We start from the raw sequence: 26,420 nt of genomic DNA, 5'->3' as shown, positions 1-26,420 counted from the left end.
AACGAAACGAATATCGTTTGGTACACAGCTTTGACAGGAGGAACTTTGATTCCATCGACTCAGGCATTGACAAGTGGAACTTATTTCGCTTCAATCAGCGATCCAGTTACAGGATGTGAAAGCGCAACAAGATTGAGCGTAACAATTAATGTAAACGATCCAGGAACACCGACATTGGTAACAGCAGGAACACAAAATTTCTGTTTGGTTAACGCACCGACTTTTGCAAGTGTTCAATTCAATGAAACAAACATTGTTTGGTACACTGCCTTGACAGGAGGAACTTTGATTCCATCGACTCAGGCCTTGACTAACGGAACGTATTTTGCAGCAATCAGTGATCCAGCAACAGGATGTGAAAGCGCTACAAGGTTAAGCGTTACAATCAATGTTACAGATCCATTGACTCCTACAACTACAAATGCATCTCAAGTTTTCTGTTCTGGAAATGCACCAACAGTTGCCAATATCCAAGTGAATGAAGCAAATGTAGTTTGGTACAGTGCCGCGACAGGCGGAACAGCAATTCCTGCAACAACAGCTTTAGCTAATGGAACATATTACGGAGCTATAAAAGATCCGGTAACAGGTTGTGAAAGTAGTGTAAGATTGGCAGTTAATGTGACTGTTGGAAATACAATAAATCCGACTACAACTAACGCATCGCAAAGTTTCTGTTCTACAACAGTTCCTACGATTGCAAATATTCAAGTAAACGAAAGTAATGTTACTTGGTTTAGTTCTGCAACAGGAGGAACAGCAATTCCAGCGACAACTGCATTAACAACAGGTGTTTATTACGGAAATATTGTTGATCCAGCAACAGGATGTGAAAGTTCAACTCGTTTACAGGTAACGGTTACGGTAACAAACCCAAGTCCGACGCCTACAACAACGAATGCAGTTCAGAACTTCTGTACACTAAATACACCAACAGTTGCAAATATTCAAGTAAATGAAGCAAATGTAGTTTGGTATAGTACAGCAACAGGAGGAACAGCAATTCCAGCAGCAACAGCATTGACTACAGGAACATATTACGGAGCTGTTTCAAGTGCAATAGGTTGTGAGAATCCAGTACGTTTGGCAGTTGTGGTAAATGTAAATACTCCAGGAGTGATTACAACACCAAGAACAACACAAACATTCTGTTTGTCAAAATTACCAACACTTGCTAATATTTTAGTAAATGAACCAAATGTAGTATGGTATTCTTCTGCAACGGGCGGAACACCTTTAGCAGCAAATACACAATTAACTGCTGGAACTTACTATGCTTCGGCTCTTGCAAATACAACAAATGGATGTGAAAGCGCAACAAGATTAGGAATCACAATTGCTTTTGAAAATGATGCTTTGGTTCCAATTACAACAAGCGACGATACTCCATGTGTTTTCCAAGGTGTAACTTATTCAGTAGTAAATGGTAAATCAAATTATGTTTGGTCAGTTACCAACGGAACAATTATTTCTGGTGGAGGAACTGCTGACGGAAATGCAACAATTTCATGGTCAGATATTGGTTCTGGTCAAGTAAAAGTTACATACATCAACACTTGCGATGAAACAACTACTAAAACATTGAATGTTACAGTAGCAACTTGTTCAGATTTAACAATTACTAATACAGTGAGTAATCCAACTCCAAATTTTGGTGAGCAGATAACATTTACAGTAACAGTAAACAATGTTGGACAAGGAAATTTCATAAATACACTTGTAAGCGACTTATTGCCTAATGGTTATGATTTTATAAGTTCAAGCACGACTCAAGGAACATTTGATCCAACAACACAGCTTTGGACAATTCCAACGCTAAATGCAGGTCAGAGCGTGGTGCTTACAATTGTTGCAGAAGTAGTTCATGGTACTGATTATTTATCTGTTGCAACTATTGAAATATCAACTCCTTTAGATGTTTCCGCAGCAAACAACTCGGCTTCAGTTTCAGTCGAACCAATTTGTTTAACAGTTTATAACGAGTTCACTCCAAATAATGATGGAGCTAATGATCTCTTTAGAATTGACTGTATCGAATCGTATCCAAATAATGAATTGAAAGTATACAACAGATATGGCGCGTTAGTTTACAGTAAACAACATTATGAAAATGATTGGAACGGAACTGCGAATGTATCTGGAGTTATTAGTAGAGGAGATATGCTGCCAACAGGTACTTATTTTTATGTGATAGACATTGGAGACGGAACGGTTAAAAAAGGATGGTTATCTATAATGAGATAAGCAGACAATGTTAATCATCTAATTAATTAAACTAAATAAGTATCGTTATGAAACTATATATAAAATCATTAGAAGCATATTTTATTCTAATATGCTCTTTTATCACAGTCTGTGCCAGTGCGCAGCAAGATCCGGAATACACGCAGTATATGTACAACACAATGGCAGTAAATCCAGCGTATGCTGGGTCTACCGGAACATTAGAAGCAACACTTTTGCACCGTTCACAATGGGTTGGAATTTCTGGAGCACCAGAAACACAGTCTTTTTCAATTCACGCACCGCTTCGAAACGAGAAAGTTGGTCTAGGACTTAGCGTTGTTAATGACAAAATTGGTCCATCAAGCGAACTTTATCTTGACGGAAACTTTTCTTATTCAATTCCGCTTGGATATGAAAAAAGATTAGCCTTCGGTTTGAAAGCAGGTATGAGAATGCTGAATGTAGATTGGTCAAAAGGGAGATATTACGATCCGAATGATGTTTTGCTAAACCAAAATATCGACAATCAGGCAAAATTAGCCGTTGGAGCAGGAATCTATTATTATACTGATAAATGGTATGTAGGAGCTTCAGTTCCTAGTTTCATCGAAAATAGTTATTACGATGATGTTCAGGAATCCATCGACTATGATCGTTTGCATTATTATTTCATGGGAGGTTACGTTTTTGATTTGAATCCAAATTTAAAATTCAAACCTGCATTTTTAGTGAAAGCAGTAAGTGGGGCTCCACTTACTGCTGATATATCGGCGAATTTTATGATTGCTGAAAAGTTTGTGATAGGTGGTTCATACAGAACAGATGATTCTGTGAGCATCTTGGCTGGTTTTCAGATTTCTAAAAGTTTTTATGTTGGATACGCTTTCGATTACACCGTTAGTGATTTGAATAAATACAACGACGGATCGCACGAAATTATTCTGCGTTATCAGTTCAATAAAGGCGAAAGTAAAATCAAATCTCCTCGATTCTTCTAAATCTAAAACCTATGAAAAAACTATATATCCTAAGTTTAGTCTTGAGCATTACATTTAGTTTTGCTCAAAAGACTAATTTAAAGAAAGCCGATGCGCTGTTTAGAAATTTTGCTTATGCAGATGCATCAAAAGCTTATGAAGAAATTTTGCAAAACAGCAAAAATCCATCGACACAAACGTTGAAGAACGCAGCCGATTCGTATTATTTTATTTCCGATGAAAGAAATGCATTAAAATGGTACAAAAAACTGTACGAAGCGCAAGGAAATAATTTAACCGATATTTACTACTTGCGTTATATTCAGTCGCTGAAAGGAGTTATGGATTATGATGATGCTGATAAAATGACAAAAGAGTATTTGACTAAAAAAGGTGATCAAAAAGAGGTGAACCGTTATCTTGCCCAGAAAAAACTGCTTGATAGTTTGTCTAAAGCGAAACCACTTTACACAATCAAGAATCTTGACATTAATACAAGTAAATCTGATTTTGGTGCTACTTTTTTTCAAGACAGAATCGTGTTTACGTCTGCCAGAGATACAACAAAATTTAGCGAAAAATTGTACACTTGGAACAATCAGCCTTTTCTGAATCTTTATTTATCCGAAAGAAATCCAGCTGATGGAAGTTTGTTCAACGAAACATTATTTCTTCCAAATGTAATGACAAAGTATCACGAAGCAACAGCCTCTTTTGATGCCAGCGGAAAAACAATTTATTATTCGACAAACATTGTCAAAAAGAATAAATTAGTTATTGATGAAAGCAAAACCAATAATTTTCAGATTGTTAAAGGAAGTATTGTAAACAATAAATTAGAAAATCCGCAAAAACTTTTCTTTGACAATGATGATTATTCAGTTGGACATCCTTCTTTAAGTGAAGATGGAAAATGGCTTTTCTTTGCCTCTGATATGAGCGGAGGAATTGGTGAAACCGATTTGTATTATGTGAAAATCGCTGACGACGGAACAATGAGTTCTCCGGTAAATCTTGGTCCAAAAATCAACACGCTTGGAAATGAGGTTTTTCCATATTTCCGAAACGGAAAACTTTATTTTTCTTCTGACGGACATTATGGTTTAGGAGATTTGGATGTTTACGAAAGCAAACTTTTACCTGACGGAACTTTCTCTGATCCAGTAAATTTAGGTGCTCCAATTAATAGCAATAAAGATGATTTTACTTTTATAATTGACAGCGCTGAAACTTATGGTTATGTTTCATCAAACAGAGCAGGAGGTAAAGGCGATGATGATATTTACTCATTTGTAAAAGGAAAACCAGTTTGCAACCAGAGTATTTCGGGTATGGCAATAGATAAAAAGACCAGATTGCCGCTTACAGATGTTTCAATCATGGCATATAATTCATATACCGAAATTCTTGGGGAAACTAAAACAAACTTTGAAGGTAAATACGCCATCGAAGTGCCTTGCGGAAAAACAGTAAAAATGATTGCCGCAAAACCAAATTATTCAAGCGATGAAAAAACGGTTGAAACTACTAAAGAAAATGGAGGAGAAATTAAAGACGTTAATTTTGAATTGAGTAATTATGACGATTTGGTAGTGAAAAGCAAAGGTGTTGAAAAAGTGGATGTTAAACCAATCTATTTTGATTACGACAAATATGACATTACGCCTTTGGCAGTTGAAGAGTTGACTAAAGTAGTTTTCATTATGCAGAAGTTCCCAAACATCAGAATCAAAATTGAATCGCATACTGATTCTAGAGGGAAAGACTCGTATAATTTGAAACTTTCAGACAATAGAGCCAAATCAACCCGAGATTATATTGTTTCTCAGGGAATTGATGCTTCTCGAATTGAAAGCGCAAAAGGCTACGGAGAAACCAGGTTAATTAATAAATGCAAAAATGGTGTAAAATGTACCGAAGAAGAGCATTTGTTAAATAGACGTTCTGACTTTATCATTATCCAAAAATAGTTTTATATTTGCATGCTAATTATTTGATTATCAGTGTAAAAATATAAAACGAAGAAACCATTTGGAAGTTGGTTTTGTTTAATTCTTTTTTAAGAATAATGGACAAGAAGAAAATCAAGTCGCATTTTTTTGTGACTTGATTTTTGATTTTTTAAAACTTTTATTTTTTGATGTTTTTCAACGAAAATAATTATCTAATTTTGATGTTTCAGTATTTCTAAATTAATTGGCATCATTTTAATATCCTATGAGTATTCAAGAAACTATTCAAACTTTAAGAGACGAACTTAACCAGCACAATTACAATTATTATGTGCTTGATAATGCTACTATTTCGGACTATGATTTCGATAGAAAATTAAAAGAGCTTCAGGATTTAGAAAACAAACACCCCGAATTTTTTGACGAACATTCACCTACGCAGCGAGTTGGAGGAGCAATTACTAAAAATTTTAAAACAATTGCGCATCAATATCGCATGTATTCTTTGGATAATTCATATTCGAAAGAAGATTTACTGGATTGGGAAAACCGAATTCAAAGAGTTTTAGGTAATGTTAAATTAGAATATACCTGTGAATTAAAATATGATGGGGCATCAATAAGTATAACTTACGAAAACGGAAAACTAGTTCAGGCTTTAACGCGTGGAGATGGTTTTCAGGGTGATGAGGTAACAAATAATATCAAAACCATAAAATCAGTTCCGTTGCAATTAAAAGGAAATTATCCTGAAAAATTTGATATTAGAGGAGAAATAATTTTGCCGTTTGCAGGTTTCGAAAAAATGAACCAGGAATTAATTGAAATAGGAGAAACGCCTTATTCAAATCCAAGAAATACTGCTTCTGGAAGTTTGAAACTTCAAGATAGTGCTGAGGTTGCTAAGCGTCCATTGGAGTGTCTATTGTATTTTGTTACCGGAAATAATTTACCTTTTTCTTCTCAATTTGAAGGATTGGAATCGGCGAGAAAATGGGGATTTAAAGTTCCAACCGAAGCAAAATTAGTCGATAATATGAACGAAGTTTTTGATTTTATCGATTATTGGGATACGCACAGACATAATTTACCTTATGAAACTGATGGTGTTGTAATAAAAGTAAACAACATTCAATATCAGGAAGAATTGGGTTATACAGCAAAATCTCCACGTTGGGCAATTGCGTATAAATTTAAAGCAGAACAGGTATCGACGAAATTAAACTCAATTTCGTATCAAGTTGGACGCACAGGAGCAATTACTCCGGTAGCCAATTTAGCACCTGTTCAATTAGCAGGAACGATCGTAAAAAGAGCTTCTTTGCATAATGCAGACCAGATTGAAAAATTAGATATTAGAATAAATGATACTGTTTTTGTTGAAAAAGGAGGAGAAATCATTCCAAAAATCATTGCAGTAGATTTAGATAAACGACCAGAAAATTCAGAAAAAACAGAATACATTACACATTGTCCTGAATGTCAGACGGAATTAGTTAGAAATGAAGGCGAAGCCAATCATTATTGTCCAAATTTCTACGGATGTCCTCCACAGATTATTGGGCGTGTGCAGCATTATATTTCAAGAAAGGCAATGGATATTGAAGGTCTTGGAGGAGAAACAGTGGCGCTGCTTTTCAAAAATGATTTAGTGCATAATTATGCTGATTTGTATGAATTAAAAGTTGAAGATATTTTGCACTTGGAAAGAATGGCGCAAAAATCAGCGGAGAATTTAGTAAACGGTGTTGAAAAATCGAAAGAAATTCCTTTTGAAAGTGTTCTTTTTGCACTCGGAATCCGTTTTGTAGGCGAAACCGTTGCTAAAAAATTGGCAAAACATTATAAAAATATTGATGCTTTAAGTCAGGCTTCGTTAATGGATTTGATTTTAGTGGATGAAATTGGAGAACGAATTGCCAAAAGTGTAATCGAATTTTTTGAAAATGAAGAAAATAAACGAATAATTGAGCGCTTAAAAAATTATGGTGTTCAATTTGAAATAGTAGAAAAAATCAACCCCAACGCTACAGAAAAATTCATCGGAAAAACATTTGTCGTTTCAGGCGTATTTGAAAAGTTTTCAAGAGATGAACTAAAGAAAACAATCGAAGATAATGGTGGAAAAGTAGGAAGTTCAATTTCCGCGAAAACAGATTTTGTTGTCGCAGGTGATAATATGGGACCGGCAAAATTAGAAAAAGCCAATAAATTAAACATTCCTATATTGTCAGAGGAAGAATTTATAAGTAAATTAAATGAAAGCGAATAAACCGTCTTTGATTTTATTCTTTGTAGCATTATTGTTTACAATTATTTTAGATTGCACGAAACAGGATATTTTAGCTATATATGCTAAAGCTGTCGTGTTGCCAGCTATTTTTTTCTATTTCATTATCAGCAGTGATTTTAAAATAGGAAAAACAGAAGGCTTGATTTTTTTCTTTTGTTTTATTGGGCAAGTTTTTGATCTCATGGATGTTGAGATTTCTGAACTGGGAGGAGTAATAAGCTTTTTGATTGTTTACTTATTGATTTTAAAGCTTTTTATAATAGACCACGAAAGAATAAAATTAAGAAGAAAAGATATTCTTCCGGTTTCTATCGTGGTCATATTTCTTGTCTATTTGTTGGTTTCCGTACTAAGTCTTCAATTGGATAACATGAAAAAGTTTAATTGGCTTTATACTTTTTACGGAATAGTACTAAGCGTTATGAGCTATTATTCGTTTGTAACGTATATTACCAAAGGAACGCATTTGGCTCTTTTAATGTCTTTGATGGCTGTCAGTTATATTTTTTCAGACATTTTTTATATTTTCAATGAATATTTTTCCTATTCAGTAGTTTTAGTTTTGATTCGTGATGTTACACAAATTTTGGGCTACTACTTTATGGTTGAATACTTTCTTGAAAAAACAAAAATGCACAAAAAAATGTTATACAATAATTGATTTTCCTTGATTCGTATGATTTTTGTTTTTATCAAAGTAAAAATCAATTCGGCCTAAGTTTATTCCATAACAACCTACCTGATTAACTAAAACTTTCTCGCCAGCTTTATTTTTTACAATAGTTGGTTTATCAAGAAAAGTATGAGTGTGGCCTCCAATAATCAAATCAATATCCTGAGTTAATTCAGCTAATTTTAAATCGCAAATTTTCTTTTCATCATCTTTGTAATTATAGCCAAGATGTGACAAGCAGATAACCAAATCACATTTTTCTTCTTTTTTCAATAATTGCGTCATGTCCTGAGCAATTTCTACGGGATCATTATATACCGTTTCTTTGTACATCTGTTTGTCAACCAAACCGTCAAGTTCAATTCCTAAACCAAAAACACCTACTTTAATTCCGTTTTTATTAAAAATTTTATAAGGCTTCACAAGTCCGTTCATGACCGTATTTTTAAAGTCATAATTAGAATTGATAAATTCAAATTTAGCATGTGGCATTTGAGCATATAAACCATCCAAACCATTGTCAAAATCATGATTTCCAATAGTTGAAGCATCATATTTCATCATGCTCATCAATTTAAATTCTAGTTCGCCTCCATAATAGTTAAAATAAGGAGTTCCTTGAAAAATATCTCCTGCATCCAATAAAAGTACATTTGGATTTTCCTGACGAATGGTCTCTATAAGAGCTGCACGTCGAGATACACCTCCTTTATTTGCATTACGAGGATCATCAGCAGGAAAAGGATCTATATGACTGTGTACATCATTTGTATGTAAAATAGTCAGGTGTTTTATATCGTTAGTTTCAAAACTGCTTAATGACAAACCTAAACTTAATAAGGCTGTACTTGCAGCAGTTTTTTCAATAAATTCTCTTCTTTTCATTGGATATATTTTTTGCGTAAACGCTAGTATAATTTTATTTTTTCTTGAATGCTTATTCTTCTGTAATTCTGATATCTTTTGGAACCGGAATTGTATCAACTTCTTTGAAATAATCGATTAAAACATTTCGAAGTTTATAATTTAAATCATATTTCTCAACACTTTTGCCAAAGAAGTTCATATTATCACCTCTATTAGCAAGGTAATCGTTAGTAGCAACATAATAAATTTTATTTAGATCAAGAGGTTTTCCCTGAACCATAATATTTTTAGCTGTTTTGTCTTTTGCAATTGTAAACGTCATTCCAGACAACGGCTGTGCTTTTTTCTCCTTAATAATATAAGCAGCTATTTCTTGAACTTGTTCCCCTTTTAAACCTAGAACAACCAAATTATTTTCAAAAGGCATAATTTCAAAAGCAGTTCTTGTGGTCACATTTCCTTTTGGTAAAATAGCACGAATTCCGCCATGGTTTAATAAACAAAGATCAATTGTTTTATTTTCACGTGACTTAAAAACCAAATTTCCTCTTTGTACACAAACGTCAGCCATTAAGGATCCAATTGCTGTTTGCCATTTTCCGTTGCTTTTATCCAGAGTCTCAGGACAATAAGCTAAAACGCTGTCTAAATCCTTATTAATATGATCGCGATAAGGCTTGATAAAGTTTTCAATTTCAGGAGTTTGAGCTCCTTTTTCTGTTACAGGAAGCTGTTTTCCTTCGATCTTAGTTAAACTGTAGTTTTTCGGGCTACATGAAAAAATAAAAAATAGTGTTAAGAATATAACAAAAAGTTTTAAAAATCCGTTATACTTTTTTAGTTTTACCATCTTAAATGCGACTTAAATAATTAATTTTGTAATCTGGTAAAAATACTATGTTTTTAAATTATATAAAGGAATTATTTGTAAAAAAATCATTAAAAAATAATCTGAATATTGTCAAAAACGAAGTTTTTACAAGCGACATACAAACAATTGGTTTATTGATAGATGAAAGTAAGTTTCGTCATTCAAAAGAGTTGTTCAATGAGCTTTCTCTTTACGGAATTGCTTCTGAAAACATAAAAATTGTAGCGTATAGAGATAAATTGAAGAAGAAAAAAACATACTCTAGACCAACTTTTAGTAAAAAACAGATTAATTGGAGGGGAGAAATTACAGAAAGTTTTTTAAATGAATTTATCGAAACAGAATTTGATCTTTTGATTAGTTATTATGAAATCGAAAAGCCAATTTTGATGATGGTGACAAGTAAGTCAAAAGCAAAATTCAAAATTGGATTTTCAGCGGTGGATAAAAAATTAAACCGATGGATGATAGAGACGGAAATGGAGAATTATAAAATATTTGTTTCCGAATTATTTAGGTATTTAAAAAGTTTAAAATAAAATATAAATTAAAATATGCAATCATTAATAGGAACTGGTGTTGCACTTGTAACTCCATTTAAAAAAGACTTTTCAGTTGATATCGAAGCTTTGCAGCGTATCGTTAATTTTTCGATTGACGGAGGAGTTGAATATCTTGTAGTTATGGGAACAACAGCAGAAAATGCGACCTTGACTCAAGCCGAAAAAGAGTTGGTTATCAATACAGTAATCGACGTAAATAAGGGAAGATTGCCTTTAGTTCTTGGAGTAGGAGGAAATAATACAATGCAAATTGTTGAAGAATTAAAAACAGGTGATTTTTCAGCGTTTGAAGCTATTCTTTCTGTTTCTCCTTATTATAATAAACCAACTCAGGAAGGAATTTATCAGCATTTCAAAGCAATTGCTGAGGCTTCTCCAATTCCAGTAATTTTATATAACGTTCCGGGAAGAACTTCTAGTAATATGCTTCCGTCAACAGTAATTCGTCTGGCAAATGATTTTAGCAATGTTGTTGCTATAAAAGAAGCTGCCGGAGATATGGCTCAGGCTTTACAATTGATTAAAAATGCACCAAAAGATTTCTTGGTAATTTCTGGAGATGATATGATTGCGTTGCCGATTGTTTTAGCAGGTGGAGCAGGTGTAATTTCAGTAATTGGACAAGGTTATCCAAAAGAATTTTCTGAAATGATCCGTTTAGGACTGAACAGAAAAGTAAATGAAGCATTTAAAACACAATATTTTTTATCAGATTGTATCGATATGATTTTCGAGCAAGGAAATCCTGCCGGAATCAAGCAAGTTTTTCAAGCCCTTGGAATTGCTGATAATACAGTGCGTTTGCCTTTAGTTTCTGTTGATGATTCTTTAGCAGCAAGATTAAATGATTTTGTAAAAAACAGCATTAAATAATTGTTAAAGTGTTAGTATTTTAAGATACTAAAAAATTATTTTGCAGTCGCTAAATTAATGACTAAATTTGCCACCGAAACTTCGGTGTGATTTAGCTTTGGCAATTGTCTGAGAAATCATAATAAAAGTAAGAAAATGAAAAAAATAGTATCATTATTAATTGTTGTTGCCCTTTTTTGTTCTTGTAGTGATTACCAAAAGGTATTAAAAAATGAAGATGTTGCAGCAAAATTTGAAATGGCAACAAAAATGTATGATGCAGGGAAATATTCAAAAGCAATTCGTCTTTTTGAGCAATTAGCGCCTTCATATAGAGGTAAGCCACAGGCTGAAAAGCTTTTTTATATGTTTTCACAATCTTATTATAAGACACATCAGTATTATTTAGCTGGTTATCAATTTGAAAGTTTCGTTTCAGGTTATCCTCGTAGTGAAAAAGTACAGGAAGCAGCATTTTTAGGTGCGTATAGTTATTCAAAATTAGCTCCTGTTTACAGTTTAGATCAGGCAGATACAGTAAAAGCTTTAGAGAAATTACAGGCTTTTATTGATAATTATCCAAATTCTGAGTATATCGCTCAGGCAAATGAGTCTGTAAAAGTTTTAAATGGTAAATTGGAGAAAAAAGCATATGAAAATGCTAAAGGATATAACACAATTTCAGATTATAAATCAGCCTTAGTTGCATTTGACAATTTTATTGCTGATTTCCCTGGAACTCCATTAAAAGAAGATGCACTGTTTTATAAATATGATTCAGCCTATAAATTGGCTATAAACAGTATTCCACAAAAAATGGAAGAACGCTTAAATGTTGCAAAAGTGGCTTACAATAACTTGATTAAGTTTAAAAGCGATACAAAATATAAAGAACAGGCAGACGAAATGTATGCCCGAGTTGAAACAGATTTACAAAAATATACTAAATAAATAAAGTCATGGATTTAAAAAAGACGAATGCTCCTGTAAATACAATAACTTACAATAAAACAGTTATTGAAGAGCCAACAGGAAATGTGTATGAAGCAATTACCATTATGGCTAAAAGAGCAAATCAAATTAATTCTGAAATCAAAAAAGAATTAACTGAGAAATTAGAAGAGTTTGCGACTTACAATGACAGTCTTGAAGAAGTTTTTGAAAATAAAGAGCAAATTGAAGTTTCTAAATTTTACGAAAAATTACCAAAACCACACGCTTTAGCTGTTCAAGAATGGTTAGACGGTAAAACTTACCACAGAGGTTCAAACAAATAATATAGTATAAATGTCAGTTTTAAACGGGAAAAAAATTTTACTAGGAGTTTCTGGTGGAATTGCAGCCTATAAAACAGCCTCATTAGTACGACTTTTTATAAAAGCAGGTGCACATGTCCAAGTGATAATGACACCTGCTTCTAAGGATTTTGTAACTCCATTGACGTTATCTACGTTATCAAAAAATCCTGTACATTCCAGTTTCTTTAATGAAGATGATCAAGATGCTGTCTGGAACAATCACGTTGATTTAGCACTTTGGGCTGATTTCATGTTAATTGCTCCAGCAACTGCTAACACGTTGTCGAAAATGGCAACAGGAAATTGTGATAATCTGTTAATTGCTACTTATTTATCGGCTAAATGTCCTGTCTATTTTGCACCTGCAATGGATTTGGATATGTATAAACATCCTTCAACTTTATCTAGTTTTGCTGCTTTAAAACAATTTGGCAATATTATGATTCCTGCTGAAAGTGGTGAGCTGGCAAGTGGTTTGTCTGGTGAAGGTCGAATGGCTGAGCCTGAGAATATTGTAGCTTTTCTTGAAGCTGATTTGCAAAGTAAACTTCCGTTGGTAGGAAAAAAAATACTAATTACTGCTGGTCCAACATACGAAGCGATAGATCCTGTACGTTTTATAGGAAATCATTCATCTGGAAAGATGGGTTTTGATATCGCAAATGAAGCTGCAAAATTAGGTGCGCAAGTAATTTTAGTTGCTGGTCCAACTCATTTTAAAACAAAAAGCAGTTCAGTAAAAGTAATAAATGTAGTTTCAGCACAGGAAATGTACGATGCATGCCATTTGTATTATAATGATGTAGATGTAGCTATTGCGGCAGCAGCTGTGGCAGATTATAAACCAAAAGTAGTGGCTACGCAGAAAATTAAAAAAGCTGCGGAAGAATTTTCAATAGAACTTGAGAAAACAAAAGATATTTTAGCTTCATTAGGAGCAATAAAAAAAGAACAATTTTTAATTGGATTTGCTTTGGAAACTCAAAATGAAATTGAAAATGCCAAGCTGAAAATTCAGAAAAAAAACTTAGATTTGATAGTTCTTAATTCCTTACAGGATGAAGGCGCAGGTTTTAAAAAAGAAACCAATAAAGTTACTTTTATTGATAAAGATTTTAAAATTGAGCCAATGGAATTAAAATCAAAAGAGTCTGTTGCTGTTGATATTTTAAACAAAGTGATTTTGCATTTTACAAAATAATAGCTTTTTTAAATAGAGTATCAACATCAATTTTACATCAACACAAATCTTTTTTTATGAATAAAGCAGTTACATTTTTAATGTTTTTAATTTTTGGCTTTACTCAGGCGCAACAGTTAAATTGTATCGTAACGATTAATACTGAAAGATTGCCAAATCCCAATCAGCAGGTTTTTAAAACGCTTCAGACTTCATTGTCAGAATTTGTAAATAAAACAGATTGGACAGGCTCAGTTTTAAAACAAAATGAGCGTATAAATTGCTCGATGTATATTACTTTGTCTTCAAACAGTTCAGATCAGTTTACTGGAACTATTCAGGTTCAATCTTCTCGATTAATTTTTAATTCGACATATTCTTCTCCGGTACTAAATTATAATGATAAAGATTTTAGTTTTAGGTACACTGAATATGAACCTTTGCTTTTTAATCCGACTACTTTTGAATCAAATCTAGTTTCTGTTGTTTCTTTTTACAGCTACTTGATTTTAGGAATGGATGCTGATACATTTCAATTGGGAGCCGGAAACCAATATCTTCAAACAGCGCAAAATATTGCAAATGTTGCCCAGCAAGGCGGTTTTAAAGGTTGGAGCCAGGCTGACGGAATTCAAAATCGTTATTATTTGATAACAGATATGATTTCGCCAATGTATAGTGATTTGCGCCAAGCTACTTTTATGTATCATTCTGGATTAGATACAATGAGTGATGATTTAAAAGGAGCAAAGGAAAAAATAAAAGCATCTTTAATGTTGATTGGAAGATTCAATAGTGTTAAACCAAATGCCTTTTTGACAAGAGTCTTCTTTGATGCAAAATCAGATGAGATTACTTCGATTTTTTCAGGCGGTCCAAGTATTACGGTTACAGATTTAACCGATGTTCTCAATAAAGTTTCGCCATTGAATAGTACAAAATGGTCACAAATTAAGTTTTAGTTGGTTTTTTAGTCTTACTTTTACTTTCTACAATAACTTTTATATCCTCAAATTTATTTTATGATTACTTCGCTGTCGATTAAAAATTATGCTTTGATTGAAAAACTCTCTATTGATTTTTCAAAAGGATTTTCAATAATTACAGGTGAAACAGGAGCTGGAAAATCTATTATTTTAGGAGCTTTGGGGCTAGTTTTAGGAAAAAGAGCCGATTTAACTTCTTTAAAAAACAAAGAAGAAAAATGTATAATTGAAGCCCAGTTTGAAATTTCAAAATACAACTTAAAGGAATTTTTTGAAGCAAATGATTTGGATTATGAAGATGAAACAATCATTCGACGTGAAATTTTGCCTTCAGGAAAATCTCGTGCTTTTATAAATGATAGTCCCGTAAATCTTCAGGAACTACAAGATTTAAGTCTGTTTTTAATTGATATCCACTCACAACAACAAACTCAGGAATTGTCTGATGAAAGTGTTCAGTTTAAAATAATTGATGCCATTGCAAATAATGGAGATGTTATTTTGGATTATCAAAAATTGCTTAAAACATACAAATCAGATAAATCAAAATTGAATGCTTTGTTAAAAAAACAAAGCGATTCAGGAAAAGAGCAAGAATATAATACGTATTTATTAAATGAATTAGTTTCAGCTAAATTAAAATCAGGTGAACAAGAAGAACTTGAAGCCGATTTTGAAAAATTAAATAATGTTGAGATTATAAAAGAATCTATTGATAAATCACTTGCAATTGCTAATGAAGAGCAATTCGGTTTATTACATAATCTAAATGAAGTGAAAATATCGCTTCAAAAAATTGCGCCATTTTCTACTGAATATCAAGGTTTGTTTGATAGAATTTCAAGTTTGACAATTGAGTTAGATGATGTTTCGAAAGAACTTCAGAATTGTTCGGAAAAATTATTGAATGATCCGGCTCAATTAGAATTGATTAGCCAAAAACTGCAATTGATTTATAATCTTCAAAAGAAACATCAGGTTTCTTCAGTTGATGAATTGATTCAAATTGAAGCTGAATTGAGCAATACAGTTTTAGAATTGGGTAATATTGAAGAAGAAATAGCTTCATTATCAAAAATAATTGATCAAAAAGTAATTGAATTAGATGCTTTTTCTAATACAATTAACCAAAATAGAGCAAATGCAATTCCGGTTTTATCTAATAAATTGATTTCTATTTTAGAAACTTTAGGAATGCCGAATGTGCGTTTTAATATCGAGCTTTTGCCTTCAGAAACGTATTTCTCAAATGGTAAAGACGAACTGCAGTTTTTGTTTTCGGCCAATAAAGGAACTGATTTTGGATTGCTTAAAAAAGTTGCTTCAGGCGGTGAAATGTCTCGTATTATGCTGGCTGTAAAAGCAATTTTGGCACAATATTCAAAGCTTCCAACATTAATTTTTGACGAAATTGATACAGGAGTTTCTGGTGAAATCGCCATTAGAATGGGCGAAATCATGAAAGAAATGAGCAAATCGATGCAAATTTTTGCCATAACGCATTTACCTCAAATTGCGGCAAAAGGAGATTCTCATTTTAAAGTTTTCAAATCAACAGTTGATGACGACACACAATCAGAATTAAAGCTTCTGTCTCAGGACGAAAGAGTTATCGAAATTGCTCAAATGTTATCTGGTGCAGTTGTTTCTGATTCGGCTTTAAATCATGCTAAAGCCTTGTTGAACTAAAGAAATACTTTATATTTGTCATCTAAAAACGAATTAAACAAAGCTAAAATAAGTTAATCAATTGTCTTAAATTGGCAATTGCTATAACGAAAAACAAGAAAATATGATTATAGAACCTAGAATGAGAGGCTTTATTTGCTTGACAGCGCACCCAGACGGAGCCGAGCAAAATGTAAAAAATCAAATTGAATATGTAAAATCAAAAGGATCAATTGCTGGTGCTAAAAAAGTATTGGTTATTGGAGCTTCAACAGGTTTCGGATTGGCTTCAAGAATTACAAGTGCTTTTGGATCTGATGCATCAACAATTGGAGTGTTTTTTGAAAAACCGCCAGTTGAAGGAAAAACAGCTTCACCAGGTTGGTATAATTCGGCAGCATTTGAAAAAGAAGCTCACAAAGCAGGTCTATATGCAAAAAGTATCAATGGAGATGCTTTTTCAAACGAAATAAAAAGAGAAACGCTTGATTTAATTAAAGCTGATTTAGGACAAGTTGACCTTGTAATTTACAGTTTAGCTTCTCCAGTGCGTACAAATCCTAACACAGGAGTTACGCATCGTTCGGTTTTAAAGCCAATTGGACAAACGTTTACAAATAAAACAGTTGATTTCCATACAGGAAAAGTTTCTGAAGTTTCAATCGCTCCTGCAAATGAAGAAGATATTGAGAATACAGTTGCTGTTATGGGAGGCGAAGACTGGGCAATGTGGATTGATGCTTTAAAAGCTGAAAATTTATTAGCTGATGGCGCAACTACAGTTGCTTATTCTTATATCGGACCTGCATTGACTGAGGCGGTTTACCGTAAGGGAACAATTGGTCGTGCAAAAGACCACTTAGAAGCTACTGCATTTACTATTACTGACAGCTTACAATCTATTGGAGGAAAAGCTTATGTTTCGGTAAATAAAGCGTTGGTAACTCAGGCGAGTTCTGCAATTCCGGTAATTCCATTGTATATTTCTCTTTTATATAAAATTATGAAAGAAGAAGGAATTCACGAAGGTTGTATTGAGCAGATTCAACGTCTTTTCCAAGACAGATTATATAACGGTTCTGAAGTTTCTGTTGATGAAAAAGGAAGAATCAGAATTGATGATTGGGAAATGAGAGATGATGTTCAGGAAAAAGTGGCTAAACTTTGGTTAGAAGCTACAACAGAAACATTGCCAGAAATTGGTGATTTAGCTGGATACAGAAATGATTTCTTAAACTTGTTCGGATTTGAATTTGCTGGAGTTGATTATAAGGCTGAAGCAAATGAAGTAGTTGATATTGAAAGTATCAAATAAGGATATTGAAAAATATAAAATCAAAACCATCAATCAAAAGTTGATGGTTTTTTTATGAATATAGCCTATCTTTGTTAAAATTTTGAAATTTAAAAAATTGCCATTCTAATACCGCATATCCCATTATGATTTTTTCTTTAATTATACCCGTGTATAATCGTCCAGATGAAGTTGATGAACTTTTAGAAAGTCTAGCAAAATCTGATTATAATGAACCTTTTGAAATTGTTCTTGTTGAAGACGGCTCTTCGGTTCCGTGTAAGGATGTTGTGATGAATTATCAGGGAAAGTTGAATATTTCCTATTATTTTAAAGAAAATTCAGGTCCGGGAGATTCGAGAAATTTCGGGATGCAGAAAGCGCGCGGTGATTATTTTATCATTTTTGATTCAGACTGTATTATTCCTTCAAATTATTTAACTGAGGTTAGAAAAGCATTAGATAAAGAATATGTAGATTGTTTTGGTGGTCCAGATAAAGCATTAGACAGTTTTTCAAGTATTCAGAAGGCAATTAATTTTGCGATGACTTCATTTTTGACAACAGGTGGAATTCGCGGTGGTTCTGAAAAAATTAATAAGTTTCAGCCAAGGAGTTTCAATATGGGAATTTCTAAAAAAGCATTTCAGATTTCAAAAGGTTTCGGTAACATTCATCCAGGAGAAGATCCTGATTTATCAATTCGTTTGTGGAATTTAGGTTTTGAAACTCGTTTGTTTTCAGAAGCTTATGTTTATCATAAACGTAGAATCGACTGGGGAAAATTTTCTGTTCAAGTTCATAAATTTGGAATCGCGCGACCAATACTAAATAGCTGGTATCCAGAACATAATAAATTAACTTTCTTCTTTCCGACATTCTTCTTGTTCGGATTATTATTAGCTTTTTTATTGTTAATTTTCAATATTGATATTTTATTACAATTATATTTTGTATATTTCGTTATAATTTTTCTTACAGCAAGTATTCAAAATAAAAGCATTAAAATTGGGTATCTTTCTGTAATCGCAGTATGGAAGCAATTTTATGGTTATGGAACGGGATTCTTAGAATCATTTATAAAAATTATTCTTATAAAGAAAAAACCACAAGAAGCGTTTCCACGTATGTTTTTTAAAATATAAAATGACAAAAGTTATTGGCTTAACAGGTGGGATAGGAAGCGGTAAGACAACTGTTGCAAACTATTTCAAAGAAATGGGAGTTCCGGTTTATATTGCTGATGACGGTGCAAGAGCAGTAATGCAGTCTGATGCGGTCGTAAAAGAAATAAAAGAAACATTTGGAGAAGCCCTTTTTGAAAATGATATTTTAAATCGCGCCAAATTAGCTGATATTGTATTTAATAATGCTGATAAGTTAGCTCAGCTTAACGCTATTGTACATCCTGCAGTAAAAAAAGATTTTGAATTGTGGCTTTTAAATCACAGAGATAAGGAATATGTAATTTATGAAGCTGCAATATTATTTGAAAGTGGCCGATATAAAGATTGTGATAGCATAATTACAGTTACTGCCCCAGAAGAAATTAGAATTGAAAGAGTCTTAAAACGCGATAATACTACTCGTGAACAAGTTTTAAGCAGAATGCAAATGCAATGGAAAGATGAAGATCGTATTTCCAAAAGTAATTTTGTTATTAATAACGTAAATCTTAAAATTGCTAGAGAAGAAGTTGTTAAAATTCTTAAAATTTTAAATATTAAACAAAATCAGTCTTAAATGTTAATATTTGGTTAATGTATTATTTAGTATATTGTTAAAATATTAATTTTGTTTCGATGAATAAATTATTTTTTAGAATACTTGTTTTGCTTATGAGTTTGTCCTTAATAGGGATAATTCTGGTTCAGGTATTTTGGTTCAATTCTTCGTTCAAAAACAATGACGAACAATTTAAATACCACGTTACCCAAGTAATTGGTAATGTTGCTGATAAACTTGAGCAGCAAGAAGAGTATAGTTTTTATGACAAATATAATCGTATAAAAGACAGCACTGGTAAAATCCCCAAAAAAGAGGACTTACTAGAGGTTTTATATGTTCAGAGAAATACAAAAACAAATAAAACGATTGTTTATTCAAATACTCTGACTTCTGAAGATTATGATATTAGCGGCTCGCTTTTTGATAAGAAATTCAGTAGTGAGCGATTTAAAAATTTTAGTTCAAAGCGTGTAACTGAAGTTTATAATAACAATAATAGAATTGATAATAATTCTCTAGGACAGACGATCATTCCAGATTTAAGAATTGAAAAATCGGGAAGTTTAGATATCTTGAATAAAGTACAGCAGCAAATTCAATACAAAGATATTGCTTCGTTGACTCCTATAGAAGGCAGAATAACAAAAGATAAACTTTATAAACTTTTAAAGAAAGAATTAGAAGAATATGGAGTTAAAACAAAATTTGAATTTGGTGTTCTTAATAGTGGGTTGCCAACAAAAGTAAAATCTGATGGCTTTCATTATGATAAAGATTTAAGTTATCATGTGCCAATATATACAGATAACGAAGGAAATAGTAAATATGACTTATTCCTGACTTTTCCATATAAAAAGAAATTTTTGCTGTCAGAATTATTAAGTATTACAATATTATCAATTGTTTTTACGCTTATTATAATAATTGCTTACACAAGTGCATTGAATCAGTTATTGCGTCAAAAGCATATTTCTGAAATCAAAACTGATTTTATAAATAACATGACGCATGAATTTAAAACTCCGATTGCGACTATAAATTTAGCACTCGATGCAATAAAAAGCCCGAAGGTTATTGAAGATAAAGAAAAAGTGTATCGCTATCTTCAAATGATTAGGGATGAAAATAAAAGAATGCATGCGCAGGTTGAAAACGTTCTTCGTATTTCTAAACTAGAAAAAAGAGAATTAGATATTACAAAAGAACCAACTGCAATTCATGATATTATCGATGATGCAATTGAGCATGTAAATTTGATTTTAGAAGACAGAAATGGAACAGTGGTTAAACACTTAAATGCTTCTAGAACAACATGTTTGGTTAATGAAGTTCATTTTACAAATGTTCTGGTTAATATTTTAGAAAACGCAATAAAGTATTCGCCTGATATTCCTGAAATTGAAATTTTTACAGAAAATGTCAAAGACATGATTCTGATAAAAGTAAAAGATAATGGTCTTGGTATGAGTAAGGTAGCTCAAAAACGTGTTTTTGAGAAATTTTACAGAGAACATACAGGAGACTTACATAATGTAAAAGGACACGGGTTGGGTCTTGCTTATGTAAAAAGAATTGTGGAAGATCACAATGGTCAAGTATATGTAGAAAGCGAAAAAGGAAAAGGTAGCACCTTTATAATAAAAATACCATTAATAAATTAAAATATGGAAAATAATAACAAAAGAATACTTTTAGTAGAAGATGACCTAAATTTTGGGGCAGTTCTTAAAGATTATCTAATGTTAAATGACTTTGAAGTTACTTTAGCTAAAAACGGTATGGAAGGTTTCGAAAAATTCAAGAAAGATGTATATGATTTATGTATTCTTGACGTAATGATGCCTTATAAAGATGGTTATACTTTAGCCAAAGAAATTAGAGAGAAAAACAGCGAAGTGCCAATTATTTTCTTGACAGCAAAGTCTATGAAAGAGGATGTTTTGAAAGGATATAAAGCTGGCGCTGACGATTATTTAAACAAACCTTTTGATTCAGAGGTTTTATTAATGAAAATTAAAGCAATCATTCAGAGAAAATCTGCTGATAATAAAGCGGAGCAAGTACAATTTGAATTTAACATTGGTAAATTCCATTTGAATTCAAAACTTAGATTCTTGACTTTCCAGGATGAAGAGCCAATCAAATTATCTCCAAAAGAAAATGAATTACTTAAAATGTTAATTCTTCATGAAAATGATTTAATGCCAAGAGAATTAGCTTTAACTAAAATTTGGAGAGATGACAACTACTTTACTTCAAGAAGTATGGATGTTTACATCGCTAAATTGAGAAAATACCTTAAATCTGATGAAGATGTTGAAATCTTAAACATTCACGGAGAAGGATTCAGATTAGTTGTAAAAAGCAAAGTTACTGAATAATAAATTCACTAAAAATATATAAGCTCTGAGAAATCAGAGCTTTTTTTGTGCTGAAAAGAGAAAAACTTAATTTTGCTTTTTTTGAAGAATATTTGTTTTGAATTTACTGATATTTAATTATTTGTCTTTTTGTTTTTGGAAATTGAAAAATGATAAAAAAATATTTTGATGAATTTTCTTTAAAATAATTTGGAAAATCAAAAAAGTATTCTGAATCTTTGCTCACGAAAAAAATAATAACCCTTTAAAAACGAAGAAAAATGTTTGTACTTACATTGACATCACAAAGCTTCACACCAAACGGATTTGGTGCAGCAATTCTTCGTGGCTTATTTCAATCTTAGAAATACATTTTTAGATATATAAAAAAGCCCGAAGACAATAAGTTTCGGGCTTTTTTTATTCTAGACACTTCAAAATTTTCCCGAAAAAAGATTTAAAAATTTATCCTAATAGGATAGAAGTTACCGCGCATCATTATTTCATTTTGAATTTTAATATGATATTTATTGATGTGCCCAAAATAAAAATTATTTAAAAATTTATGGGAAATAAATTATCTGGAAAAGACCTGATTAAATTAGGTTTTCCAAAGAACAATTCAATAAACATAGCTTTAGGGCAGATAAACAGATATAGAAAAAGAGAAAAAAAGGAATCTATTCTAACAGAGGCGAAAGATGTTTTGTTACATCCTGAAAAATACGAAGGAAACGGAACATGGGGAAAAGTTGCGGAAGGTTTGATTAAACCAGTTCAGGTAAGAATGCATCAGCTTAAAACAATCAGAGCGCCTTTTACAATTTTTGGAGAAAACGAAATTGATCAGCAGGCAAAATTTCAATTGTATGATTCTTTGAAATTACCGATTTCAGTTGCCGGAGCTTTGATGCCAGACGCGCATTCGGGTTACGGATTGCCAATAGGTGGTGTTTTAGCTACTGACAATGCCGTAATTCCATACGGAGTTGGAGTTGATATTGGATGCCGAATGAGCCTTTCAATTTTTGATTTACCGGCTTCTCATTTCAAAGGAAAAGAACATCAATTAGAAGCAATTTTGAAGGACAATACAAAATTCGGAATGTATGAAACACACGCTTCACGAGTAGATCATGAGGTATTTTATAAAAGTGAGTTTCAGGATATTCCGTTGCTAAAGAATCTTTTGCCAAAAGCTTATAAACAATTAGGAAGTTCAGGCGGAGGAAATCATTTTGTGGAATTCGGAATTGCAAAAATCGAAAATCCGGAGAATGAATGGAAATTGGAAAAAGGCGAATATTTTGCTGTTCTTTCACATAGTGGATCTCGTGGTTTGGGAGCAAATATTGCAAAGCATTACACGTATTTAGCAACAAAACAATGTCCGTTACCAAAAAATGTACAGCATTTGGCTTGGTTAGATTTAAATACTCATGATGGTCAGGAATATTGGCTGGCAATGAATTTAGCTGGAGAATATGCGAAAGCCTGCCATGATGATATTCACAGACGAATTGCAAAAGCGATTGGGAAGAGAGTAGTGGTAACGATTGAAAACCATCACAATTTTGCCTGGAAAGAAACGGTAAACGGTCAGGAATGTATTGTTCACAGAAAAGGTGCAACTCCAGCAGGAGAAGGTCAGTTGGGTATTATTCCAGGTTCGATGACGGCACCGGGATACATTGTAAAAGGTAAAGGAAATGCCGAAAGTTTAAATTCAGCTTCGCATGGTGCCGGACGCTTGTTTTCGAGGGCGAAATGTAAAAGTACTTTTACGCAAAGCGAAATTAAAAAGGTTCTGAAAGCAAATGATGTGACTTTGATTGGAGGTAATATTGATGAAGCTCCAATGGCGTACAAAGACATAACAAAAGTGATGGCAAATCAAATCGATTTAGTTGAAGTTCTAGGAACTTTTACGCCGAAGATTGTTAGAATGGACCGCTAAAAAGAGATTTAAAATGGAAAGAATTATTCAAATAACTGCGGGTCGCGGACCTGCAGAATGCACTTGGGTTGTTGCCCAAGTGCTTAAAAAAGTTTTGGAAGAAGCGCAAGATCAAAATTTAGAAACTGTTTTGTTGCAGCGAGAATCTGGTCAAGAAAATGGAACTATTGAAACAGCATCGATTTCTGTAAAAGGAAAAAATACCGACAGTTTTGTGAATTCCTGGATTGGAACAATTCAATGGATTGGTCAAAGTCAGTTTAGGAAAATGCATAAACGCAAGAACTGGTTTATTGGGATTTTTGAAATCCAGGCGCAGAAAAATACTTCAGTTTCAGAAAATGATATTCAATATCAGGCTATGCGAAGTTCTGGCGCCGGTGGTCAGCATGTAAACAAAGTGAGTTCTGCAATTCGTGCGACGCATACTCCAACAGGAATTGCTGTTGTAGCAATGGATAGCCGTTCACAGCATCAAAACAAAAAACTGGCAACAGAAAGATTATTAAAGAAATTAGAAGACGAAAAACTTGTTCATCTTAAAAATCATGTGGGGAAACAATGGGAAAATCAACTTAATATTGAGCGTGGAAATCCTGTTAGAGTTTTTACCGGAAGTGATTTTAAAAAAAATAAAGTAGAGAAAAGCTACAAAGGAATTCGTCAGAAACTAAAAAACGATTTACGAAATGAAAACAATTGATAAATACCTTTTTCAGGCTTTGGATAATTATCCGTATTCGCTTGAAGAAACAATTGAATCTTTAGATTATGCTTTTTCATATGATAATAAAAACACGATGGTTTTGTGTTTGTACGGAAGAATTCAGGCAGAACAATTATTGAATTACGAAGAAGCGAAATCTTATTTTCAGCAAGCTTTAGCCATTAATATTCACGCGTTGGAAGTATATCCGCATTATTTGCAGACTTTAATTTTGAATGAAGATTATGAAGAAGCTCAAAAATTAATCGATTTTGCTTTGACTATAAAAGGGATCAATAAATCTGATATTTATATAAAAAAAGCGATTATCTATGAAGCTCAGCAAGAGTTTAAAAAGGGATTAAAAGAAATTAAAAATGCAAAACTTCATACTTTGCAATTCTCTTTTGAGTGTAATATAACTGACGTTGAGAAAAGAATAGAAAACAAAATAGATTTACTAAAGAAAAAGAAATCTAAGAAAGATTCTAAAAAGAAATCGAAATGATTTTGATAAAACGAAAAACGATGCAATTTGCATCGTTTTTTTTTATTAATTACAATTTCTTGAATGGAGTTGCTGTTTATTTCCAATGCAATTCTAAAGCAAAACAATTTTTATCTCCTTTTGTAATGCTAAATGTAGTTGCAGATTGATCGTCATTATCACTTTCGTGAATAACAACCTCATCATTTAGAGAAAGCTCTTTTAGGAAATTCATTTCAAAGCTTTTAACTTCCTGTTTTAGAATTCTTTTTGCATTAACATGATCGAGACACCATTCTAAATATTTTACATTATTAGCATGATTTACAATATCTAAATCTGATAAATAAACGGTTTTTTCAAAAACCGATTCTTTTTCAGGATTGATATTTATTTTAGAAAAACCTTCGGTAGTTGCCCTGTTTTCAGGGAAAAGCTCAAAATGTTCATAAGGCAAAGCTAAAGCTTCCGGGCGACGTGCTTTTGTATTAAAAACGGCCCAATACGTTTCGCTTCCAACAATTTTTTCTCCATTTACATACATTTCAAGCGCACGAACAGATCTTGAATTTTCAAGACTATTAATCCATGTTTTTACTGTAACGACATCTTGCCATTTTGGTAAAGCTGTAATTTCGACACGCATTCTGCTTAAAACCCAAGCCTGATCAAATTCCTGCATATCAGTAAAACTGATTCCACCAACTTCTGAATGTGCTGCAGCTGTAAGTTGCAAAAGATTACACAAATCGGTATATTTTAAATAACCAGTTGGTGTACATTGCGTGAAATTGATTTCCCAGTTTTTACTTAAAACTGAAGTGAAATTTGGAGATATTGGCATGAGATGGTATTCTTTTTATTTTGTATTTAAAGAAATACAAAATTAATGAATTTTTATTCCAAAATTAAATTGAAATAACGCTGTATTATCATAAAATGATACAAATTCGGGAGAAGTATTAATATCCAGGTTTGATTTTAGATAGCAAAAACCAAAATATACCGAAAATCTTTTGGCTAGCTGATAATCCGTATTTAATCCAACTCGAATGTTGTTTCCAGTTTGATTTCCAAAACTTCTGCCATCAGATTTAAATTTGAGTTTTGCACCTCCATAACCAAAATAAGGTTCGAAGTTGAGTTTGTCTGTTATTTTGATTTCATAAGAAACATCACCGTAAAGCATATGAAATTCAGAAGATTTAATATTTCCTGCCATGGAAATATCAGTTGTGGAATAAGGAATAAAATCGTAACCCGCTCCCAATTTAAAATTATGAATTCTTAAAAAACTGAAATTTGTTCCAATTCCCAAGTGACTGTCACTGGCTTTCGCTAGAAAATTATCGCCAAAAGTTGACGGAATTATAAGATTTACGCGAATGTCGTGATTGAATTTTACTAAATTTTTGTTTTCAGTTTCCTGGCTATATGATAATTGAAGAAGGAATAAAAAGAATAGAACTTTTAATTTCATAA

24 protein-coding genes are annotated in these 26,420 nt (G+C 32.5%); 20 read left to right on the top strand and 4 right to left on the bottom strand.

Annotation, left to right across the window (positions count from 1 at the left end):
* The 5 genes from GQ47_RS03795 to GQ47_RS03775 form a co-directional block, all read left to right on the top strand.
* On the top strand, positions 1-2,244 hold a 2,244-nt coding region (locus GQ47_RS03795; RefSeq protein ID WP_035644978.1), incomplete at its 5' end, for a T9SS C-terminal target domain-containing protein.
* A 47-nt stretch (positions 2,245-2,291) separates the two neighbouring features.
* A complete protein-coding gene (locus tag GQ47_RS03790; RefSeq protein WP_035644976.1) occupies positions 2,292-3,224 on the top strand; it encodes a PorP/SprF family type IX secretion system membrane protein in 933 nt (310 codons plus the stop codon).
* Between the two features lie 11 nt (positions 3,225-3,235).
* A complete protein-coding gene (locus GQ47_RS03785) occupies positions 3,236-5,173 on the top strand; it encodes an OmpA family protein (RefSeq protein WP_035644974.1) in 1,938 nt (645 codons plus the stop codon).
* 247 nt (positions 5,174-5,420) lie between these two features.
* On the top strand, positions 5,421-7,427 hold the full coding sequence (gene ligA / locus GQ47_RS03780; RefSeq protein ID WP_035644972.1) for an NAD-dependent DNA ligase LigA: 2,007 nt from the start codon (positions 5,421-5,423) through the stop codon (positions 7,425-7,427).
* Complete coding sequence (locus GQ47_RS03775; RefSeq protein ID WP_035644970.1) at positions 7,414-8,109, top strand: lysoplasmalogenase family protein; 696 nt, start codon at positions 7,414-7,416, stop codon at positions 8,107-8,109. Before ligA ends, GQ47_RS03775 begins: the two co-directional genes overlap by 14 nt.
* Here the strand turns inward: GQ47_RS03775 and GQ47_RS03770 are convergent.
* Positions 8,095-9,006, bottom strand: a complete 912-nt coding sequence (locus GQ47_RS03770; RefSeq protein WP_035644967.1) for a bifunctional metallophosphatase/5'-nucleotidase — start codon at positions 9,004-9,006, stop codon at positions 8,095-8,097. The two genes, GQ47_RS03775 and GQ47_RS03770, sit on opposite strands and share 15 nt — an antisense overlap.
* Positions 9,007-9,058: 52 nt before the next feature.
* A complete protein-coding gene (locus tag GQ47_RS03765; protein ID WP_035644964.1) occupies positions 9,059-9,838 on the bottom strand; it encodes a 5'-nucleotidase C-terminal domain-containing protein in 780 nt (259 codons plus the stop codon).
* Between the two features lie 47 nt (positions 9,839-9,885).
* On the opposite strand from GQ47_RS03765, the gene GQ47_RS03760 reads away from it, so the two are divergent.
* The 15 genes from GQ47_RS03760 (at position 9,886) to GQ47_RS03690 (ending at position 24,959) form a co-directional block, all read left to right on the top strand.
* Positions 9,886-10,398 carry a DUF6913 domain-containing protein gene (locus tag GQ47_RS03760; protein ID WP_035644961.1) on the top strand — a complete coding sequence of 171 codons (513 nt, stop codon included), beginning with the start codon at positions 9,886-9,888 and terminating at the stop codon, positions 10,396-10,398.
* A gap of 15 nt (positions 10,399-10,413) precedes the next feature.
* On the top strand, positions 10,414-11,295 hold the full coding sequence (dapA, locus tag GQ47_RS03755; RefSeq protein WP_035644958.1) for a 4-hydroxy-tetrahydrodipicolinate synthase: 882 nt from the start codon (positions 10,414-10,416) through the stop codon (positions 11,293-11,295).
* 135 nt (positions 11,296-11,430) lie between these two features.
* Positions 11,431-12,225: an outer membrane protein assembly factor BamD gene (locus GQ47_RS03750; protein WP_035644955.1), complete on the top strand. Its 795-nt coding sequence runs from the start codon at positions 11,431-11,433 to the stop codon at positions 12,223-12,225.
* A gap of 8 nt (positions 12,226-12,233) precedes the next feature.
* On the top strand, positions 12,234-12,551 hold the full coding sequence (locus GQ47_RS03745; protein ID WP_007807938.1) for a DNA-directed RNA polymerase subunit omega: 318 nt from the start codon (positions 12,234-12,236) through the stop codon (positions 12,549-12,551).
* A gap of 10 nt (positions 12,552-12,561) precedes the next feature.
* Positions 12,562-13,773, top strand: a complete 1,212-nt coding sequence (gene coaBC, locus GQ47_RS03740; protein ID WP_035644952.1) for a bifunctional phosphopantothenoylcysteine decarboxylase/phosphopantothenate--cysteine ligase CoaBC — start codon at positions 12,562-12,564, stop codon at positions 13,771-13,773.
* Between the two features lie 56 nt (positions 13,774-13,829).
* Complete coding sequence (locus tag GQ47_RS03735; RefSeq protein WP_035644950.1) at positions 13,830-14,714, top strand: type IX secretion system protein PorD; 885 nt, start codon at positions 13,830-13,832, stop codon at positions 14,712-14,714.
* 60 nt (positions 14,715-14,774) lie between these two features.
* Positions 14,775-16,427: a DNA repair protein RecN gene (recN, locus tag GQ47_RS03730; protein WP_035644947.1), complete on the top strand. Its 1,653-nt coding sequence runs from the start codon at positions 14,775-14,777 to the stop codon at positions 16,425-16,427.
* 103 nt (positions 16,428-16,530) lie between these two features.
* Positions 16,531-17,721 (top strand): enoyl-ACP reductase FabV, encoded by a 1,191-nt coding sequence (fabV, locus tag GQ47_RS03725; RefSeq protein ID WP_035644945.1) that lies wholly within the window; start codon positions 16,531-16,533, stop codon positions 17,719-17,721.
* A 125-nt stretch (positions 17,722-17,846) separates the two neighbouring features.
* Positions 17,847-18,845: a glycosyltransferase family 2 protein gene (locus GQ47_RS03720; RefSeq protein WP_035644942.1), complete on the top strand. Its 999-nt coding sequence runs from the start codon at positions 17,847-17,849 to the stop codon at positions 18,843-18,845.
* A 1-nt stretch (position 18,846) separates the two neighbouring features.
* Positions 18,847-19,443 carry a dephospho-CoA kinase gene (gene coaE / locus GQ47_RS03715; RefSeq protein ID WP_035644940.1) on the top strand — a complete coding sequence of 199 codons (597 nt, stop codon included), beginning with the start codon at positions 18,847-18,849 and terminating at the stop codon, positions 19,441-19,443.
* Between the two features lie 59 nt (positions 19,444-19,502).
* On the top strand, positions 19,503-21,089 hold the full coding sequence (locus GQ47_RS03710; RefSeq protein WP_035644937.1) for a sensor histidine kinase: 1,587 nt from the start codon (positions 19,503-19,505) through the stop codon (positions 21,087-21,089).
* A 3-nt stretch (positions 21,090-21,092) separates the two neighbouring features.
* On the top strand, positions 21,093-21,809 hold the full coding sequence (locus GQ47_RS03705) for a response regulator transcription factor (RefSeq protein WP_035644935.1): 717 nt from the start codon (positions 21,093-21,095) through the stop codon (positions 21,807-21,809).
* Between the two features lie 544 nt (positions 21,810-22,353).
* Entirely contained in the window at positions 22,354-23,745 is a 1,392-nt protein-coding gene (locus GQ47_RS03700) for an RtcB family protein (RefSeq protein ID WP_035644934.1), read from the top strand.
* A gap of 13 nt (positions 23,746-23,758) precedes the next feature.
* A complete protein-coding gene (gene prfH / locus GQ47_RS03695) occupies positions 23,759-24,448 on the top strand; it encodes a peptide chain release factor H (protein ID WP_035644932.1) in 690 nt (229 codons plus the stop codon).
* The gene (locus GQ47_RS03690) at positions 24,435-24,959 is read left to right on the top strand and encodes a tetratricopeptide repeat protein (RefSeq protein ID WP_035644929.1); all 525 of its coding nucleotides are present in this window, start codon (positions 24,435-24,437) and stop codon (positions 24,957-24,959) included. Before prfH ends, GQ47_RS03690 begins: the two co-directional genes overlap by 14 nt.
* Before the next feature lie 76 nt (positions 24,960-25,035).
* On the opposite strand, the gene GQ47_RS03685 is transcribed toward GQ47_RS03690, so the two are convergent.
* Together GQ47_RS03685 and GQ47_RS03680 are read right to left on the bottom strand one after the other, a co-directional pair.
* A complete protein-coding gene (locus tag GQ47_RS03685) occupies positions 25,036-25,782 on the bottom strand; it encodes an acyl-[acyl-carrier-protein] thioesterase (protein WP_035644926.1) in 747 nt (248 codons plus the stop codon).
* 42 nt (positions 25,783-25,824) lie between these two features.
* Entirely contained in the window at positions 25,825-26,418 is a 594-nt protein-coding gene (locus tag GQ47_RS03680) for a porin family protein (protein ID WP_035644923.1), read from the bottom strand.
* Positions 26,419-26,420 lie beyond the last annotated feature (2 nt).

Origin of the sequence: Flavobacterium sp. ASV13, from assembly GCF_000745775.1 — a bacterium.
Classification (GTDB): Bacteria; Bacteroidota; Bacteroidia; order Flavobacteriales; family Flavobacteriaceae; genus Flavobacterium.
The sequence above is the reverse complement of the archived record's forward strand: the minus strand, read 5'-3'. Positions and strand labels throughout refer to the sequence as shown.

Bases quoted from the DNA above. Each gene is read 5' to 3' on its own strand.
- GQ47_RS03790 (WP_035644976.1), top strand. From the start codon at position 2,292: ATGAAACTATATATAAAATCATTAGAAGCATATTTTATTCTAATATGC.
- GQ47_RS03785 (WP_035644974.1), top strand. From the start codon at position 3,236: ATGAAAAAACTATATATCCTAAGTTTAGTCTTGAGCATTACATTTAGT.
- ligA (WP_035644972.1), top strand. From the start codon at position 5,421: ATGAGTATTCAAGAAACTATTCAAACTTTAAGAGACGAACTTAACCAG.
- GQ47_RS03775 (WP_035644970.1), top strand. From the start codon at position 7,414: ATGAAAGCGAATAAACCGTCTTTGATTTTATTCTTTGTAGCATTATTG.
- GQ47_RS03770 (WP_035644967.1), bottom strand. From the start codon at position 9,006: ATGAAAAGAAGAGAATTTATTGAAAAAACTGCTGCAAGTACAGCCTTA.
- GQ47_RS03765 (WP_035644964.1), bottom strand. From the start codon at position 9,838: ATGGTAAAACTAAAAAAGTATAACGGATTTTTAAAACTTTTTGTTATA.
- GQ47_RS03760 (WP_035644961.1), top strand. From the start codon at position 9,886: ATGTTTTTAAATTATATAAAGGAATTATTTGTAAAAAAATCATTAAAA.
- dapA (WP_035644958.1), top strand. From the start codon at position 10,414: ATGCAATCATTAATAGGAACTGGTGTTGCACTTGTAACTCCATTTAAA.
- GQ47_RS03750 (WP_035644955.1), top strand. From the start codon at position 11,431: ATGAAAAAAATAGTATCATTATTAATTGTTGTTGCCCTTTTTTGTTCT.
- GQ47_RS03745 (WP_007807938.1), top strand. From the start codon at position 12,234: ATGGATTTAAAAAAGACGAATGCTCCTGTAAATACAATAACTTACAAT.
- coaBC (WP_035644952.1), top strand. From the start codon at position 12,562: ATGTCAGTTTTAAACGGGAAAAAAATTTTACTAGGAGTTTCTGGTGGA.
- GQ47_RS03735 (WP_035644950.1), top strand. From the start codon at position 13,830: ATGAATAAAGCAGTTACATTTTTAATGTTTTTAATTTTTGGCTTTACT.
- recN (WP_035644947.1), top strand. From the start codon at position 14,775: ATGATTACTTCGCTGTCGATTAAAAATTATGCTTTGATTGAAAAACTC.
- fabV (WP_035644945.1), top strand. From the start codon at position 16,531: ATGATTATAGAACCTAGAATGAGAGGCTTTATTTGCTTGACAGCGCAC.
- GQ47_RS03720 (WP_035644942.1), top strand. From the start codon at position 17,847: ATGATTTTTTCTTTAATTATACCCGTGTATAATCGTCCAGATGAAGTT.
- coaE (WP_035644940.1), top strand. From the start codon at position 18,847: ATGACAAAAGTTATTGGCTTAACAGGTGGGATAGGAAGCGGTAAGACA.
- GQ47_RS03710 (WP_035644937.1), top strand. From the start codon at position 19,503: ATGAATAAATTATTTTTTAGAATACTTGTTTTGCTTATGAGTTTGTCC.
- GQ47_RS03705 (WP_035644935.1), top strand. From the start codon at position 21,093: ATGGAAAATAATAACAAAAGAATACTTTTAGTAGAAGATGACCTAAAT.
- GQ47_RS03700 (WP_035644934.1), top strand. From the start codon at position 22,354: ATGGGAAATAAATTATCTGGAAAAGACCTGATTAAATTAGGTTTTCCA.
- prfH (WP_035644932.1), top strand. From the start codon at position 23,759: ATGGAAAGAATTATTCAAATAACTGCGGGTCGCGGACCTGCAGAATGC.
- GQ47_RS03690 (WP_035644929.1), top strand. From the start codon at position 24,435: ATGAAAACAATTGATAAATACCTTTTTCAGGCTTTGGATAATTATCCG.
- GQ47_RS03685 (WP_035644926.1), bottom strand. From the start codon at position 25,782: ATGCCAATATCTCCAAATTTCACTTCAGTTTTAAGTAAAAACTGGGAA.
- GQ47_RS03680 (WP_035644923.1), bottom strand. From the start codon at position 26,418: ATGAAATTAAAAGTTCTATTCTTTTTATTCCTTCTTCAATTATCATAT.